Genomic DNA, 17,948 nt, shown 5'->3' with positions numbered 1-17,948 from the left:
GCTAATATAAAGCTGATCTTTTTTTATTTGATACATATGCTGAATCCTTCAAAATTTAAATTCCCTGATCCTTTAGAATATGACCCTGATGGTGAAGGATTAATTTGTATTGGTGCAGATCTCACTCCATCTACACTATTTGAAGCGTACACTCATGGACTATTTCCATGGTTTTCAGAAGGTGAACCAATTTGTTGGTGGAGCCCTGAACCCCGTTGCATCATCCGACCACAAGATTACCATCCAAGTAAATCTCTCGTGCGTAACATGAAAAAGTTTGATTATAGAATTACAATCAATCAAGCTTTTGAACAAGTCATTCGTTCTTGCTCCCTGCCTAGAAGCTATGCTGATGAAACATGGATTTCAGAAGATATTATTCAAGGTTACTGTGCACTATTTCAAGAAGGTTATGCCTATAGTGTCGAAGTTTGGGATCAAGATAAAGTCGTTGGTGGTTTATACGGTGTAACAATTGGTCATGGCTGTTTTGGTGAATCCATGTTTAGTACACAAACCGACGTCTCTAAAATGGCATTTTATACATTAATGCTGCTTGGTCATGAAAACCAACTGCCTTGGATTGACTGTCAATTGGTCAATGATCACTTACTCAGCCTCGGTGCCTGTACACTTTCTCGTCAAGACTACTTAAAATCGTTACAAGATGTAATTAAACACCCCTCTATAGATTGGAAAAGTTATCAAGAACGTGTATTTTCAAGTAAAACAATAGCGCAAACTGCAAAATTAATGGACTGAAAATAACTGGATAGGAACACTTGGAGGGACATATCGTTATGAACTCATATCAACCAAAGTCCCGCTTGAACGACTTACAATATTATATTACCCCACCACATGACTGTAGCTATTTAGCTGAAAAATCAGCACGTATGGTGTTTCTAGACCCTGCACATCGTATCGATGTCGTGACATTATCAGAATTATCACGTATGGGCTTTCGCCGTAGCGGTGATTTTGTCTATCGACCTGAATGTCATCTCTGTCGCCAATGTTTGTCGTGCCGTGTGCCTGTCAACGAATTTAAAATGAACAGCTCACAGAAAAAAGCATGGAAGCGTAATCAAGACCTCACGATGAAAATCGTATCTACACAAGATGCAAATATCACACACTATAAACTGTATGAACGCTATATCAATGAACGCCATGCAGATGGAGATATGTTTCCTCCAAGTTATGACCAATTCGAAAAATTTTTAATCCATAGTTGTAGTGACAGCTTTTTTTTAGAGCTTTGGAAAGATGATCAACTGATTAGCGTATCTACGTGTGACACACTTGATGACGGAATATCTGCCGTATATACGTTTTTTGATCCTGATGAAAATCGTCGCTCATTAGGGGTTTTTGCGATATTAAAACAAATTGAATATGTAAAATCGCAACAAAAAGACTATGTATACTTAGGCTATTGGGTGCCACATTCACAGAAAATGAATTATAAGTCTCAATATGCACCCTTTGAATTACTACTTGATGGGCAATGGCGACACATCGGTCGCCATTTAGATCAAGAAGAAATTAACAAATTAGGGAATATGCTCATGACAACCTTACCTTCTGAATGGAATGAACCCATCATAAAATAAGTATTTGATATTTCAAACTTTAAATAACTGTGAAAAATCATCTGTAAAGCTTTTTACCATGATAATCGCATGTTCACGACCACCGTCTTTGTTCGGATAATAATGTTTACGCAGATCAATTTGATGAAAATCAGACTTTTCATATAAAGCAATTGCCGCATGATTAGATTCACGCACCTCTAAAAAGACCTGAATTGGATTGTTTTTTAATAATTGAATAGATTCAGCTAATAATTGATAACCCAAGCCTCGACCTTGTTGCGCTGGATGAATAGCCATTAGCAATAAATTTGCTTCATCCAATACAGGTTGTAAAATACAAAAACCAACCACCGTTCCTTGTATTTCAAGTACCGTACTCTGATAACTATCAATAGCTTCTTGAAATTGCTTTAAGGTCCAAGGATGCGACTGAACAAGATTTTCAATCTGAGCAACAGCATGTAAATCTGTGCTTTGCATTAAACGAATCATCTTCGTTCATCATCTTTTATTAACAAAAATCAAATTATAAGAATTTCTATGTAGAAGTCTAATAAAAAAGGAAGATTTATAAAAATCTTCCTTTATATGAATCTAATCTATCAACATTAAATCCCTAATTTTGTTTTCCATGTCTGTAATAGTTCAACCGTATCTAAATCATTTGGATGAAAACTTGGACGGAAATATGCCAACATTTCTTTAGTCATTCCTGCAATAATCCCTTTTGATGGACTATATGCATATTTATAAATGATGCCTAATTCTTTCAGATTGAGTTTGCCGTCATTTTTTAATAATCGAATGACAAATGAAGATTGTGCACTCAAAATTAATGCCATTGCGATTACTAAGGCAGTGCTACGCAAAGCATAAGCTTTTATGCCTGTACCAAATACACCCTCATATACATCAAATGCAACTGCTTTATGTTCATTTTCTTCCACTGCATGCCAATACCACATATAAGACATGGTTGGATCCGTCATTAGTTCTTGAATATGCGGATTACGCAATAACTCTGAAGCAATTGTTGCAGTAAAATGCTCAAGTGCTGTAGTTGCAGTCAAATCTACCATTTCTTGCGTCATACCAAATGGCTTCACTGCACGAGCAAACCATTTACGTGTCGCTTGAATCAAACGCCCTGTTTCACGTTCGTACTTTGCTACGTCATGACCATATTTTTGTGCTGATGCATTAAAACCCACATGCTCTTGAGTATGCATTGCTTCTTGACCAATAAAAGCACTAATCTCTTTTTGCAAAGCCTCATTGTCTTTAATCGCAGGGTGATAACGTACTGCTCGTACTGAATCGATAAATAGCTTTTCACCATCAGGAAACAATGCTGATAATGCTGTCATAAAATGAGTAATACCTGCAGAATTATTTGCCCAATACTCTGGCACATGATCAAAATTAAAATTCATTCGACGTACTGGGAAAGAAGCACCTGCACGATTAGAAATATTGACTTTTGCATTCATTAAAACAACTCCTATTAAGTGAATGACCACTTAAATCTTTTGTGATTTTTTTTCTTATTTTTATATTACGTTTTTATCGAATTGAAATAATTGCTGATCAGGTCAAACAAATATCACTTAGGGACATGAAGAACTATCATAAGAAATAAAGTGAACAGGAAAATCTTCAAGACAATGACTAAAATACAACTTTAATCAAATAGAATATAAAAAAATGATCAATGAAATAAAAAGAACAACATCAAAAACTTAATATGATTTTAATTCTATTAATGACAAAAAAAGCGCCCCAAAGGAGCGCTTTTTTTACACAATCAGTGATTATGCAGTAACTTTAGAAACTACACCAGCACCCACTGTACGACCACCTTCACGGATCGCAAAACGTAGACCTGGGTCCATTGCGATTGGGTGGATCAATTCTACTGACATTTCTACGTTGTCACCAGGCATAACCATTTCAACGCCTTCTTTCAAAGAGATTGCGCCAGTTACGTCAGTTGTACGGAAGTAGAACTGTGGACGGTAACCGTTAAGGAATGGAGTGTGGCGACCACCTTCGTCTTTAGAAAGTACGTATACTTCTGCGTCGAATTTAGTGTGTGGTTTGATTGAACCTGGTTTAGCCAATACTTGACCACGTTGTACGTCTTCACGTTTAGTACCACGTAGAAGAATACCACAGTTCTCACCTGCACGACCTTCGTCAAGCAATTTACGGAACATTTCTACGCCAGTTACAGTTGTTTTAACTGTATCTTTAATACCAACGATTTCAACTTCTTCGCCGACTTTAACGATACCAGACTCAACACGACCTGTTACTACTGTACCACGACCAGAAATTGAGAATACGTCTTCGATTGGCATTAAGAATGCTTTATCGATTGCACGTTCTGGTTCTGGAATGTAAGTATCAAGCGCTTCAACAAGTGCAAGTACAGCTGGAACACCGTATTGACCATCTTCACCGTTAAGTGCAGCTAAAGCTGAACCACGGATTACTGGAGTGTCATCACCTGGGAAGTCGTAAGTAGAAAGAAGTTCACGAACTTCCATTTCAACTAATTCGATTAACTCTTCATCATCAACGATGTCACATTTGTTTAAGAAAACAAGAATGTAAGGTACACCTACTTGACGAGAAAGAAGGATGTGTTCACGAGTTTGTGGCATAGGACCATCAGTCGCTGAACATACAAGGATCGCGCCGTCCATTTGAGCAGCACCTGTGATCATGTTTTTAACATAATCGGCGTGTCCTGGGCAGTCTACGTGCGCGTAGTGACGGATTGGAGAATCGTATTCTACGTGAGAAGTATTAATTGTAATACCACGTGCTTTTTCTTCTGGTGCAGAGTCAATTGCAGCGTAGTCTTTCGCTTCGCCACCAAAAGTTTTTGCACATACAGTTGCAATTGCAGCTGTTAAAGTTGTTTTACCATGGTCAACGTGACCGATTGTGCCCACGTTTACGTGTGGCTTATTACGTTCAAACTTAGCCTTAGCCATGAGTTCTTCCTTTTTAAACTACTCATGTAGGGTCACTACATGAGCACTTGGTTTTTAACTATGTATTAGTTGGGCTTATAGTAATCGAAAGATTACTCGTCGTCACCTTTTTTACCACCATTTTGGAATTTAGAAATGATGCCTTCAGCCACGTTACGTGGAGTCTCTGCATATTTAGCAAATTCCATAGAGTATGTCGCACGACCTTGAGACATAGAACGCATTTGAGTTGCGTAACCGAACATCTCAGCAAGTGGAACTTCTGCACGAATCGCTTTAGTACCACCAGGTAAATCGTCCATACCTTGAACCATACCACGGCGACGGTTTAAGTCACCCATGATATCGCCCATGTAGTCTTCTGGAGTTTCTACTTCTACTTTCATGATTGGTTCAAGAAGGATAGGATCCGCTTTCATGAAACCATCACGGAAGGCATAAGAACCTGCCATTTTGAACGATAATTCGTCAGAGTCGACATCGTGGTAAGAACCGTCGAATAATGTCGCTTTGATGCCTACAACTGGGTAACCAGCAAGGACACCATTCTTCATACGTTCTTGAATACCTTTGTCAACCGCACCAAAGAATTCTTTAGGTACTACACCACCAACAACTTCTTCAGCGAACTCGTAATCTTTACCAGCGTCTTCAGCAAGCGGTTCTAAACGTACGTATACGTGACCGAATTTACCTTTACCACCAGTTTGACGTACGAATTTACCTTCTTGTTCAACCGATTTTTTGATCGTTTCACGATAAGAAACCATTGGTTTACCAATGTTTGCTTCTACACCGAATTCACGTTTCATACGGTCAACAATGATGTCAAGGTGAAGCTCACCCATACCCGCAATAATCGTTTGACCAGATTCTTCATCTGTACGAACGCGGAATGATGGATCTTCTTTTGCCAAACGACCTAAAGCAACTGACATTTTTTCTTGGTCAGCTTTAGTTTTAGGTTCAACTGCAAGTGCAATTACTGGCTCAGGGAACTCCATACGCTCTAGTGTAATTACATGATTTTCATCACATAATGTATCACCAGTTGTTGTATCTTTAAGACCTACACACGCTGCGATATCACCCGCACGAATTTCTTCGATGTCGTGACGATCGTTCGCATGCATCTGTACAATACGACCAATACGCTCACGTTTCATTTTCACTGGGTTATAAACAGGGCTACCTGCTTGAAGAACACCAGAGTAAACACGTACGAACGTTAAGTTACCCACGAATTTGTCGTTCATGATTTTGAACGCAAGTGCAGAGAACGGAGCTTCATCAGACGCTTCACGAGAACCTTCAGTTTCGTCTTTGTCGTCAAGAATACCTTTGATCGCTTCAACGTCGGTTGGTGCAGGTAAGAATTCAATTACAGCATCCAACATACGTTGAACACCTTTGTTTTTGAATGCAGAACCACACATCATTGGCTGAATTTCGTTTGCCAAAGTACGTGTACGTAGACCGCCAACAATCTCTTCTTTAGTAAGATCGCCTTCTTCTAGGTATTTATCCATGAGTTCTTCTGATGCTTCCGCAGCAGCTTCAACCATGTTAGTACGCCATTCTTGCGCTAATTCTACCAATTCAGCTGGGATCTCACCGTATTCAAACTTCATACCTTGAGATGCTTCATCCCAGATAATCGCTTTCATTTCGATCAGGTCAACAACACCTTGGAAGTTTTCTTCTGCACCAATTGGAACAACGATCGGCACTGGGTTTGCGCCCAAGCGAGTTTTCATTTGTTCTACAGCACGGAAGAAGTTCGCACCAGTACGGTCCATTTTGTTTACGAACGCAATACGTGGAACTTTATATTTGTTCGCTTGACGCCATACAGTTTCAGACTGAGGTTGAACACCACCTACCGCACAGTAAACCATGCAAGCACCGTCAAGAACACGCATAGAACGTTCAACTTCGATTGTGAAGTCTACGTGCCCCGGTGTGTCAATTACGTTGATACGGTGTTGATCAAACTGGTTACCCATACCTGACCAGAAGCATGTTACAGCTGCTGAAGTAATGGTAATACCACGTTCTTGCTCTTGTTCCATCCAGTCAGTAGTCGCAGAACCTTCGTGAGTTTCACCAAGTTTGTGGCTTTGACCTGTATAGAACAAAATACGTTCTGAAGTTGTTGTTTTACCCGCATCAATGTGTGCAGAGATACCAATGTTACGGTAACGAGAAATTGGGGTTTGACGAGCCATGATTTCTAGCATTCCTAAATTTTGTTGTTTAAAACAGGACGCATCAATAAGTATTGATGCGTACGGATACTTAATACGGATTTAAGCGCAACTTAAATTCCCGCAAATCCCCCACTTTGGTAGAGGGCGATGTTAAATCGTGCTGCAATTCGCATTAGTATTCTCCTGATAAGGGACTGTTTTAGCCGCTTAGAAGCGGTAGTGAGAGAAGGCTTTGTTGGCTTCAGCCATACGATGCACATCTTCACGTTTTTTGATTGCTGCGCCTTTACCTTCAGCTGCATCAAGCAACTCACCAGCAAGACGTAAAGCCATAGTTTTTTCAGAACGCTTAGCAGCAGCATCTACTAACCAACGCATCGCTAAAGCAGTACGACGGGATGGGCGTACTTCCATAGGAACTTGGTATGTAGCACCACCAACACGGCGTGCTTTTACTTCGACCATTGGACGAACTTTTTCAAGCGTAGCTTCAAAAAATTCAACTGGGTCTACTTTGTTTTTTTCTTGAACGCGGTCTAAAGCACCGTAAACGATACTTTCAGCAATAGATTTTTTACCATCTTGCATTACGTGGTTCATGAATTTAGCGATTGTTTGGCTACTGAACTTCGGATCCGGAAGGATTTCACGAGCAGCAACTACGCGACGTCTTGGCATTTTAAACTACCTATAAATATGACACTTCAGGTTTATCCAGCAGCAGTACAAAGTGTCATGTACTTTTCGCTGGCCTTACTACACGTCGCTTGAATTTCACAAAATAAATGCAGAAATCAGACAAGCGAGACGATAAAGGATTGCAGTTCTATAATCTTAAGATTGAATTCTGAAAGAATTATTTCTTAGGACGTTTAGCACCGTATTTAGAACGAGACTGGTTACGATCTTTCACACCAGCACAGTCTAAAGAACCACGAACGGTATGGTAACGTACACCTGGTAAGTCTTTAACACGACCACCACGGATAAGAACAACACTGTGCTCTTGTAGGTTATGACCTTCACCACCGATGTAGCTAGAAACTTCGAAACCTGAAGTTAAACGCACACGGCAAACTTTACGCATTGCTGAGTTAGGTTTTTTAGGTGTAGTTGTATAAACACGTGTACAAACACCACGACGTTGTGGACAAGCCTTCAACGCAGGAACTTTAGATTTTTCAACTAAAGTTGTGCGACCCTTACGGATCAACTGATTTGTTGTTGCCATATGGCAATTCTCCCGTTAATAAAAAGCCTCAAAAAAATACCGCTTTTTGAGGGCATGCAATTGTAAGTCAAGATGTAAAAATGGTCAACATTCGACACTTATCAAATATTGACCATCTCTGTATTTTTTCAATCTTTTTTAGATGTTTTTTCCAACTCACCTAAAATAAATCTTATGTATGTTATTTTAAACTTTTTTATTGCGGTTAGATTTTGCTGTCGCTTCAACATTTTGCGTCACAGCTTCGTTTTCACTCGACTGATCAATGACTGTTTCTGCGTCAACATTTGCCTGTGTATCTTGTGCATCTTTTGTTGCATTTTTTTCATCTGCTTGCGATTTTTCGGTCAATTTTGCTGTTTTTACAACCTCACTCGCTTGTGATTCATCAGTAGAAAGCGAATTTTCTGTGGCAACATGCGCTTTGGCTAAATCTGCAATACTGATTTCTTCCTTACTTTTAAGTTGCTGAGCCTCATCTTTTGTCAATACTTGCACATCTTGAATAACGTCATTTTCTACAGTTTCTTCAATCGCAGGAACGGAAGCTGCATCTTCTTGCTCTGGTGCTTGTAACAATAAACTGGCTTGTGTAAGTAAGATTTCTGACTTTTCAAAAGCAGCTAAAGCACTTATATTTTCTTCAGGATGTTGCGCTTGATATTGTTGCGCCCCTTTAAATACAATTTGTGCTTTTTCAGTCGCATCATCAACCAATTTCCAACTATAAGTTGCACTAATGCTCATACATGCTAAGGGTGCAAGTTTAGTCACAATTTTAAATTGGGGTAGATTGTCCAACCAAGACCATTTCCATGTACCATCTTGATTACTTAACCAATTTTTCAATACATCAGATGAGGTGCTTGATCCCACTAATTGTTGAAACTGACTGACATCATGGGTTTGTAAAGTGGTGGAAAATGTTCGTACCGCAATTAACAACGCTTGTTTTTCCGCCACAGAACCTAGATCAATTTTTTTGAAAATAAATTCAACAATCTCATGATCCTCAGGCTTCAACTCAAAGCCATGTGCACGTCCTGTTTGGTAAATACTACGCAAAGCTAGTGCAATCGATGTTGGCACATCAATCGCTGAACCAATCACACCTGTTGCACCTGTAAATGCACCTTGAATAGCAGCAAGGATTTTATTTTGATTTGCTAAAGCTTGGCTAATGCGCTGTGAGCGAGCTGGATCTTGGGTGAGTTCTTTTAAATCTTTGGCACCGACTTCTTTGAGCAGCTTATCAACTGAACTACTCTCTGAAACAAAATCATTCAATTTATCAAAAAAATAGTCTGACATTTTGTCATTTAATTGTGGTGAAATAAATGAAGCTACATTATTGATTTTTGTATAATGTCGTCCTAATAACTGACTCGATACTTTGGGTAAATGTTCGCGCATCATCTGTTGCGGGTTATCATATTGTTTTTTTTCAAACATGCTTTGATTACGGGCTTTGCCTTCCACAACTGAATCTTTTGCAGGGCTTTGATTGAGCTTAGTGACAGAATTAGGCGCAACATGATTTAACATATTTAAACCTGTCGCAGTTATTTTTTTAGCGAGTCCAAATGTATTGGATAACATGCGCTTTGTCTGTTTATTATTAGAATCTGCCATTTGCACTCTACTCCACTCATTTTTATGGGTTTAGCCCAATACTAAGGATTGTGCATGATTATCTCAACTCTAATTGTGTACGTTTGACGAAAAATATAAAAAACCATAATACCGTTACACAAAAATATATACATAAGTCACAATTTGTCGCATTCATGCTAACAATGCTGGCGCTCCCTGTCATGCCTCGTTATGATCAATTATATAACTGAATATCAAGATGATTCACAATATGGATAATAATCGACAATACACCTTAAAGCTCAGTGCTGAACAAAAATATGCTAATGAGTTAAAACGCTTAAAAGAAAAAGACCAAAAGCGTAAACCACAAGGTTGGCAACTTTCAGCCTATGCCGTACGGGATTTTATCTTGGGCAACGCTCAGCTCAATATTCAAAAGAAATTTTATGGCGATGATGCTTTGGTTGATCGTGCCTTAGTTACCTTAATGGGCAATCAAGGTCTAATGCTGGTTGGGCAACCGGGCACAGCCAAATCTATGCTGTCAGAACTCTTAAGTGCCGCAATTAGTGGCAACTCTCAACTTACGGTACAAGGAACCGCAGGAACCACCGAAGACCATATTAAATATTCGTGGAATTATGCCCTATTGCTGTCTGAAGGTCCTTCGGATCGTTCCTTAATTCCATCCCCTATTTATTTTGCTATGCAACAAGGAAAATTGGCACGCTTTGAGGAAATTACCCGTTGCCCGCCTGAAATTCAGGATGTTTTGGTATCATTATTGTCTGAAAAACAAATGATGATTCCTGAAATGGGACAAGATTTCAGTGTCTCAGCACAACATGGTTTTAACTTAATTGCCACGGCCAACTTACGTGATCGGGGTGTACATGAAATGTCTGCTGCACTGAAACGCCGTTTTAACTTTGAAACTGTGAAACCTATTCAAAACCGTGCCTTTGAGGTGGAGTTAGTACAGTTACAACTCAAACAACAAGTCGGTGATTTATTTTCAGAGTTAACCGTACCACCGCAAGTAATTGAGCTGCTTGTCACTATTTTCAATGAATTACGTACAGGTCAAAGCTTACAAGGTGCCAACTTAAAAACGCCTGATGCAGTCATGTCAACGGCGGAAGCGGTAAATATTGCGCATGCAGCAAGTTTACAGGCAATTTATTTGGGCAATGGCGTACTGCAAGCTGAACATATCGCACAGCAATTAATGGGTGTAGTATTTAAAGACAATCCTGAAGATGCCAAACGTCTACGTTATTATTTGGACAGTGTGGTCAAAGAACGTGCACGCCAAGATCAAGATTGGAAAGCCTTTTTTGATGCTAGCCGTGAGTTTTAACCATGGCAGAATTTCATGCAGCAGCACTGCCTGAACGACTGCAACAGGCATTTCAAGCCAAGCAAACGCTCGCCGCAGCACAACAGGTTTATTTTGCGCCTATACGTCACCATAGCCCTGCTTGTGCCTATGCCTTGCAACATTATATTGAGGCATTACAACCCACACATATTTTAATCGAAGCACCACATCGCTTTCAGTTTTTACTTGAAGCTTTATTAGATGAAAATACCCAACCCCCAATTGCAATTTTTGCACAAGCACAACAACAAAAAGCCACTCAAGCAAAACAATCGAATCAAAACCAAGATACACAAGGCAATCAAACACCTGCACTGTTTTCAGCCTATAGTCAAACTACTTTATTATTCATACAGGATTCGAAAAAAACTTGAAATAACTCATCGACTGAGTCGATCAACCATTCTTTACGCTTACGTTTAACCCATGCCCACATCTGTTCTATAGGATTTAAATCAGGGCTGTATGCAGGAAGCCAAAGAATTTTATGCCCTTGTTGTTCCAATAACTCCTGAATATCTGCTCTTTTATGAAATGCTGCATTATCCATAACCACTACACTATTTTCAGGTAATGCTGGTATGAGGAATTGCTCTATCCAAAAATGAAAAACATCTGAATTGATTTTGCAGTCAAATAAACCGACTGAAAATAACTTACCCTCATGGATTGCTCCAATGGCATTGGTCTGATTCTTTAATTGCCAATTATATTGCCCTAAACAAGGTACTCCTTTTCGTGAGTAGCCATGAGGTCTGTAATCATGTGACTTAAAACCACTTTCATCCACATAAATAATCGGGTGGTTTGTTTCTAATTCATTCACTTGCTGAATAAATTTATCCCTAAGCTTTGTATCTGCTTTAGGATGGCTTAACGTCTTTTTTTAACTGTAATATTTAAGCGCTTTAATGCAGCACCAATAGATGAAACACCACAATTAAAACGTGCAGCACGTTCATATTGATAAGCATCAGGATACTTTTCAACATCTTCACGTAAAGCATCATCGTTAATTTTAGAAGGTTTCCGTACACGAGTTTTTTTAATCTCTATACGTTTCTTCCATTCAACAATGGTATTTTTATTAATTTCAAATTGTGCAGCTACCGCTCGAATAGAATAACCTTCCTCAAGTTTAGCTAAAATTTTACGTCTAAAATGTTCTGAATAACTCATTGCACCATTGTATTGGTTTTATAATGATTTGACTATATTACCCATTTTGTGAATATTCGCCTGAATGGGTGGCATTAAAACAAGGGGCTGTACAACACGCAAAAATTGAATTTATTGATCTGTCTTGGCAAGAACAAAGTGCTTTTAAATTGGCAAATGACTCCTTAGATTGGTCTCAAAAAAATCTGATTTCTGAGCGTTACTTAGCGCATAGCCAATATATTCAAAATCTTGCACAGCAGTTACATTGTCGTAACCATGATGAACTTTGGGATCATTTATTTGAATTACAAAGTATTTCTAAACTCAAGCAAGCTGAAAAATTTTTCGAGGATGTCTTTACATGGTGTTCATTGGCACGTTTGGACTATGAACAGGATGTGCTATTACAAGAAGCATCGTTGCATCGTGAAGATTGTATGTGGCAAAAAATCCAAGCCTGTTTAAGTCCTGAGCATAAAATTTTGGTGGTCACAGGTGGTTTTCACACCTTGGCTTTGATTGAAAATTTAGCAAAAAAAGACACAGCAAAACGCTACCCTATTCAGGTCAATAAAAAAGACAAATGGCAGGAAAATGCATGGTTAATTCGTTATAGTTTTGACCGTTTAGATGCGCTAAATGGTTATGCGTCAGGTATGCCATCTCCCGCATTTTATCAACAGTTCTGGCAAGATTTGAATCAAGGACAAATCGATGATGCTCTCATTCAACAGCAGTTTTTAAAATATCTCACTGAAATTTGTCATCATTTAGAGGATAAAAAAGTTCTAGATGTCACCGCATATATTGCACTTAAAAACACGGCTGAACTCGCATTGCAATTGGCACATTTGCGCGGTCATTACCGCCCAAGTCGTTATGACCTATTAGATGCTTTACAAAGCGCCTTAGTCAAAGGTGAAGTGGACGATGGGCAACAACTGTTATTTCAGGAAATTTATACATATTTAAGCGGGCAACAACTGGGGAATGTCGCTGTACATCAACACAGCCCCGCACTGTTACAAAATATTTTCAAACAAATCGAAAAATATCGTTTTAATGTCAGCGATACAATTCCTCGCCATCGAAAACTTGATATTTACCGCAAGCCTTTACAGCAAGAAATCAGTCAATTTCTCAATTTACTTGAATTTGTCGATTGTGGCTTTGCACATCGCTTATCAGGTCCAGATTTCACCCATGGCGCGGGCATGGATTTGCTATTTGAAGAATGGCGTTATGCGTGGTCACCTTCGGTTGAAGCGCGTTTAATTGAACTTGCAGAATTAGGCGATCAATTACCTCACATCGCTTTAGGAAAAATTCTCGCTTTACAGCAATATCACCAGCAAAATGGGCTCGGACAATCGGCATTTGAAACCGCAAAATTGCTGACTTTAGCCTGTCGTTTGGGCTTAAAAGAACAACTGAATATTTTACAACAACAGTTAGATGATTATTTAGAAACAGATCAAAGCTTACACTCAGTCGTGGCTGCTGCACAGCAATTGTATTATCTATGGAGTGGTCGAAAGTTATTACAATTGCCTGAACACATTTTACAGCACAGTTTAGTGCGTTCAGTGAAACAAGCTTGTTTCTTACTCGAACAACTATATGACACCCATGAAGATAAAATTGAAGAAAATTTAAATAGTTTTAAGACTTTACATCATTTAATTTTGTCAGTTTCTAAACTAAAACTGCAACAAGAAAATGATGCATTGCTCGACTTATTTTATCAGCATATTGAACGTCAGCAATTTGATCACTTCCATCTCAGTAAATTAAAAGGTGCTTTGGATACCTTAATGTTTCTTGATCATCGGATTGATCAGGAACAATTACAGCAGTATTTAAAAATTGCCTTTGCTGTCGGCTGTGATGCCAATGAAGCTGTGCAATATGTGCAAGGAATGTTTGCAATTGCACCTGAAATTTTTGTGCAATCCCCCATTGCCATCAGTGCTTTATATGATTTGGTTAAACATTGGCGAGAAGAAACCTTTTTACAGATTTTGCCTGATCTGCGTTATATTTTCAGTCAACTCAGTCCAAAGCAAAATTCTGCTGTTTCACAAAAAGTCGCCCGTATGGCAGGACTTGCTGAAGATGTGATTCTAGATCAAGCGCACAGTCATATTAGTGAACAAGACATGTTACAGGCTGCTCAGTTAAATCAACAATTACAACAATTTTTACAGCATGATCAACTTGAGCATTGGATTACAGGAGTGGCAAAATGACATCCAACAATACCGCACCATCCGATGTAGACTCAGATGAAAATGTATTGGACAGCCTAGAAGCTGCCCGACGTTGGCGACTCATTTTAGGACGTTATTCCGATCAAAGTTTATCAGCAGCCCATTTGTCAGGTGAACAACTGAGATTAGAACGCAATCTCGATTATTTATATCAAAATGAATATAAACGCCGTGGCGTTCAACAAGGCTCTAAGCGACATGGTGGACTTGAAGGCTCACAATTGACCGCAATCAATTGGCTCAATCAAAGTCGTAAATTATTTCCCAAATCTACCTTTGAACGTATGCAAAAACATGCGCTCGAACGCTATCAACTGCAAGACTTACTTAAAGACCCTCAAAGTATCCGAGCGTTAACACCTCATCCTGCCACAGCCAAAGCCCTGCTCAGTATGCGTGGACATTTAAGTACTGAAGCCAAAGAAGCAGTACGTGATGTGATTCGCCAAGTGGTTGAGGAATTATTACAAAAAATTCGCACGCAATTTTTGCAGTCACTACAAGGGCGACGCAATCGTTTTCGTCGTACCCATATCAAGCAAGCGCAGAATTTTGATTGGAAACGCACCATTCACACCAATCTGAAAAATTATCAACCTGAACATAAAAAGCTGATCATTCAAAATCCAATTTTTAATGCTCGGGTGCAAAAGCATTTATCTTGGGAAATTGTGCTGTGTGTGGATCAGAGCGGTTCAATGCTTGACTCTGTCATGTATGCCGCAATTTGTGCCAGCATTTTGGCAGCATTACCTACAATAAAAATCAGCTTGGTACTGTTTGATACACAAATTGTTGATCTCAGTCATTTAGCACATGATCCTGTCGAAGTGTTACTCACCGTACAACTTGGTGGCGGAACCAATATTGGTCAAGCCATGCAATATTGTGCTCAAAAAATTACGCAGCCGAATCGTAGCATTTTGATTTTGATCAGTGATTTTGAGGAAGGAGCCTCGGTTCAGCATTTGTTAAATACGACAGCGCAACTGAATGAACAAGGCTGTAAATTGCTTGGACTTGCAGCTTTGGACAGTCAAGCCAATCCTGTTTATGACAGCAACATGGCACAAAAATTACAACAACGTGGTATGCAAATCGCTGCGATGACACCTGAGCATTTAGCCACTTGGTTTGCGGAGGTGATGCAATGATTGGACAAATTTATCTGCATTATGATGAAGAAAGTTTAGCCTTACATAGCAACACAGGCTTGATTCGTCGTGCCAAAAAGTCACTTGAAGAGGTGCAACTCATTGAAGGCAATACTGCACCTTTGCAATTTAAAGTCGAAGAATTTGAAGTATGTTTACCAGAACAAGGTATTACCGAAGCACAATGCAACTGCCCTGCTCAAAGTTGTTGCAAACATATTCTCAGCAGTATTTTTTGGTTACAGCAAAATCAACATATCACTCAAACGACCATTGAAAGCACTGAACAAAATAATACACATGAGCATCTAGAAACTGCGAAAAGTCCTGCTCGCCTTGCAGAAAATGTCAAAGCAATCGCGACAGAAAGCGTTGTCCAAAATTCAGCGTTAAACACAGTTTTAGCCCTAAAAGACAGCACATTATTTAAAAAAATAGGCAAAGCACAAACCCGTTTAGCTTTTGAAATTTGGCAAAATTTTTGTGAGAATAAAGACTCTTGTTCTCTTGAAATATCAACTGAAAAAATCAGTTTTAAAACCACATTCAGCGAAAATCCAATTTTATTTTTCCCGCCAACAGCTTTTGACGGGATTTTGTCAGATATTAACGACAATAAAAAAAACGCTGTACATTTAGCCTGTATTGCCTATGTATTTCATCTGCATGCGCCTGAACAATGGCAATGGTCGGAGGATTTAAAACAACAACTTCATCTCAATCATTCACACACTTTAACCCCTGAAGACGTTGAATTTATCCAAGAACTACAACAACTTTGCCAACACTTTATTCAGCAAGGTCTCTCTCATATCGCTAAAGAATCTGTCTTGTCATTGCACATTTTAAATATGCAAGCACGTGCGCAAAATTTACCTCGCTTGGCAACACAGTTAAGACAGTTACACGGCATGATGCAACAGTTGCTAGAAGATGACTTTCAAATGGACGAACAACAGATTTTCTCACAACTCGCCTATTTAAACGCTTATTTATTTGCCTTACAAAACAGTCAAAACCAAGCTAAAAATTTCAAGCGTCTCAAAGGCACTATGCAACGTGATTATCAAGAACAGAGTACAGAACGCTTAATTCCTTTGGGCTGTGAATGGTGGCAAACCGACAGCGGTGCACAAGGTCTAACACTTACGTTTTGGGATGTAGAACAACAGCATAGCCGTGAAGTCACCCAAGCCCGAGCCAATCGTTTAGACAGCACATTTGACAAAAATAGTGTGGCACAAACAGGCATTTGGGGCACATCTTTAGATTATTTACTGAGGCATCAGATTCAACTCAATATTTCCAAAGCAAGCTCTGAGGTCAATCTCAGTGCGAGTGCAGACACTCGGTTTACTCAACTTGCAAGTTTTCAAGACCTGACGTTAGATGATTTTCAACAGTTGAATATCGGGGTTAGTCGTTGGTCTGATCTCGTTCGATATGTGCAACCTACCTCAAGTTTGGAGCAAAATCCGTATCGTTATGTATTACTACGCCACCAACAGATTGATGCACCTGAACTGAATGAACAGCAACAATGTTTTGAATGTCGTATTCAGGATGATGATGCTTGTCATTTAAAACTCACTTTACCGATTGAAATTGAATATCAAGTTCGGATCAAACACCTCACTACGCTTATTCAAAAGAATGAAAAAATTGTAGCAACACTCGTGCGTTTGGACACCTCACAACAAAATATTCAACTCATTCCATGTAGTGTCATTTTGCAGAAAAAGCAACATTTGGAAATTTTCAGTTTGGACTACCATCACCCGTCCTATAAAAAGAGCAGTTTGGGCGAGTTGATCACAGGTCGGATCGAAAAATTACTGCAACAAAAAAAACAATGGCAAAGCCAACAGCACTATTCTGCTTTAGATATTGCCATCAGGCAAACCCAATCTGTGCTTGAGTTTTATGCCAATACAGGACGTGCTGTACTCGATCCGCAAGACAAACTTAAATTACAACATGCTGCACAATTATATGAGGACTTGGGCTTGGCAATATTGCAACGTAGTATTCAAACAGGCATCGAAAGTGATAATTTGCCAGCGACTTTACTAAAATGGCGACATTTATTTTTACAAATACAGCGATTGTCTTCTCGCTTACCGCTATAAAATTCAATTTGGAATGATCAACCCGATGTACGACAAAACAAGACCTCTAAAAACCTAAATGAAGACATCAATAAAACACCTTTAATAAGTCAAGTTATGTCGTACAACGCCAAAAGCATGCTTCAATTCTTGTGTTATTTTTCTAAGATAGGAACATATTTTTTTAATCGACTTCACTGATCTACCCTGAAATAAAAAATACATTTTTTCAGAATA

15 protein-coding genes and 1 pseudogene are annotated in these 17,948 nt (G+C 39.1%); 7 read left to right on the top strand and 9 right to left on the bottom strand.

The genetic code is table 11. The features are described 5' to 3' along the window. Nucleotides 1-36 precede the first annotated feature (36 nt). Nucleotides 37-762, top strand: a complete 726-nt coding sequence (gene aat / locus G0028_RS03850; RefSeq protein ID WP_218946383.1) for a leucyl/phenylalanyl-tRNA--protein transferase — start codon at nucleotides 37-39, stop codon at nucleotides 760-762. Nucleotides 763-800: 38 nt separating this feature from the next. Then, entirely contained in the window at nucleotides 801-1,616 is an 816-nt protein-coding gene (locus G0028_RS03845; protein ID WP_180047788.1) for an arginyltransferase, read from the top strand. 12 nt (nucleotides 1,617-1,628) lie between these two features. Here the strand turns inward: G0028_RS03845 and rimI are convergent, their stop codons facing one another. From rimI to G0028_RS03810, 7 genes are all read right to left on the bottom strand, one after another. Then, complete coding sequence (rimI, locus tag G0028_RS03840; protein WP_180047790.1) at nucleotides 1,629-2,090, bottom strand: ribosomal protein S18-alanine N-acetyltransferase; 462 nt, start codon at nucleotides 2,088-2,090, stop codon at nucleotides 1,629-1,631. Nucleotides 2,091-2,206: 116 nt separating this feature from the next. Then, nucleotides 2,207-3,088, bottom strand: coding sequence for a metal-dependent hydrolase (locus G0028_RS03835; protein ID WP_180047792.1), 882 nt, complete (start codon nucleotides 3,086-3,088; stop codon nucleotides 2,207-2,209). 321 nt (nucleotides 3,089-3,409) lie between these two features. Next, the gene (gene tuf / locus G0028_RS03830; RefSeq protein ID WP_174493252.1) at nucleotides 3,410-4,600 is read right to left on the bottom strand and encodes an elongation factor Tu; all 1,191 of its coding nucleotides are present in this window, start codon (nucleotides 4,598-4,600) and stop codon (nucleotides 3,410-3,412) included. 92 nt (nucleotides 4,601-4,692) lie between these two features. Further along, nucleotides 4,693-6,828, bottom strand: a complete 2,136-nt coding sequence (gene fusA, locus G0028_RS03825) for an elongation factor G (RefSeq protein ID WP_180047889.1) — start codon at nucleotides 6,826-6,828, stop codon at nucleotides 4,693-4,695. A 189-nt stretch (nucleotides 6,829-7,017) separates the two neighbouring features. Then, nucleotides 7,018-7,488 (bottom strand): 30S ribosomal protein S7, encoded by a 471-nt coding sequence (rpsG, locus tag G0028_RS03820; RefSeq protein ID WP_004901967.1) that lies wholly within the window; start codon nucleotides 7,486-7,488, stop codon nucleotides 7,018-7,020. A gap of 178 nt (nucleotides 7,489-7,666) precedes the next feature. After that, a complete protein-coding gene (gene rpsL / locus G0028_RS03815) occupies nucleotides 7,667-8,041 on the bottom strand; it encodes a 30S ribosomal protein S12 (RefSeq protein WP_000246374.1) in 375 nt (124 codons plus the stop codon). 186 nt (nucleotides 8,042-8,227) lie between these two features. After that, nucleotides 8,228-9,673, bottom strand: a complete 1,446-nt coding sequence (locus G0028_RS03810; RefSeq protein WP_180047891.1) for an EcsC family protein — start codon at nucleotides 9,671-9,673, stop codon at nucleotides 8,228-8,230. A gap of 232 nt (nucleotides 9,674-9,905) precedes the next feature. On the opposite strand from G0028_RS03810, the gene G0028_RS03805 reads away from it, so the two are divergent. Beyond that, nucleotides 9,906-10,997, top strand: coding sequence for an ATP-binding protein (locus tag G0028_RS03805; protein ID WP_227554768.1), 1,092 nt, complete (start codon nucleotides 9,906-9,908; stop codon nucleotides 10,995-10,997). A gap of 2 nt (nucleotides 10,998-10,999) precedes the next feature. Beyond that, a complete protein-coding gene (locus G0028_RS03800) occupies nucleotides 11,000-11,392 on the top strand; it encodes a DUF5682 family protein (RefSeq protein WP_194088747.1) in 393 nt (130 codons plus the stop codon). Here the strand turns inward: G0028_RS03800 and G0028_RS03795 are convergent. After that, nucleotides 11,350-11,844: an IS630 family transposase gene (locus G0028_RS03795; RefSeq protein ID WP_004785793.1), complete on the bottom strand. Its 495-nt coding sequence runs from the start codon at nucleotides 11,842-11,844 to the stop codon at nucleotides 11,350-11,352. The two genes, G0028_RS03800 and G0028_RS03795, sit on opposite strands and share 43 nt — an antisense overlap. Nucleotides 11,845-11,891: 47 nt before the next feature. Then, entirely contained in the window at nucleotides 11,892-12,197 is a 306-nt protein-coding gene (locus G0028_RS03790) for an IS630 transposase-related protein (protein WP_000122230.1), read from the bottom strand. Nucleotides 12,198-12,232: 35 nt separating this feature from the next. Here G0028_RS03790 and G0028_RS03785 point away from each other — a divergent pair. From G0028_RS03785 to G0028_RS03775, 3 genes and pseudogenes are all read left to right on the top strand, one after another. After that, a pseudogene (locus G0028_RS03785) lies at nucleotides 12,233-14,428 on the top strand (DUF5682 family protein); the annotation flags it as partial. After that, nucleotides 14,425-15,603: a VWA domain-containing protein gene (locus tag G0028_RS03780; protein WP_180046886.1), complete on the top strand. Its 1,179-nt coding sequence runs from the start codon at nucleotides 14,425-14,427 to the stop codon at nucleotides 15,601-15,603. The pseudogene G0028_RS03785 and the gene G0028_RS03780, both read left to right, overlap by 4 nt. After that, a complete protein-coding gene (locus tag G0028_RS03775; protein ID WP_180046888.1) occupies nucleotides 15,600-17,732 on the top strand; it encodes a hypothetical protein in 2,133 nt (710 codons plus the stop codon). The genes G0028_RS03780 and G0028_RS03775 overlap by 4 nt, the downstream gene beginning before the upstream one ends. Nucleotides 17,733-17,948: the final 216 nt, after the last annotated feature.

It is taken from the genome of Acinetobacter piscicola, from assembly GCF_015218165.1.
GTDB classification, from domain to species: domain Bacteria; phylum Pseudomonadota; class Gammaproteobacteria; order Pseudomonadales; family Moraxellaceae; genus Acinetobacter; species Acinetobacter piscicola_A.
Note: the sequence above shows the minus strand (reverse complement) of the source record. Positions and strands in the feature narration are given on the sequence as shown.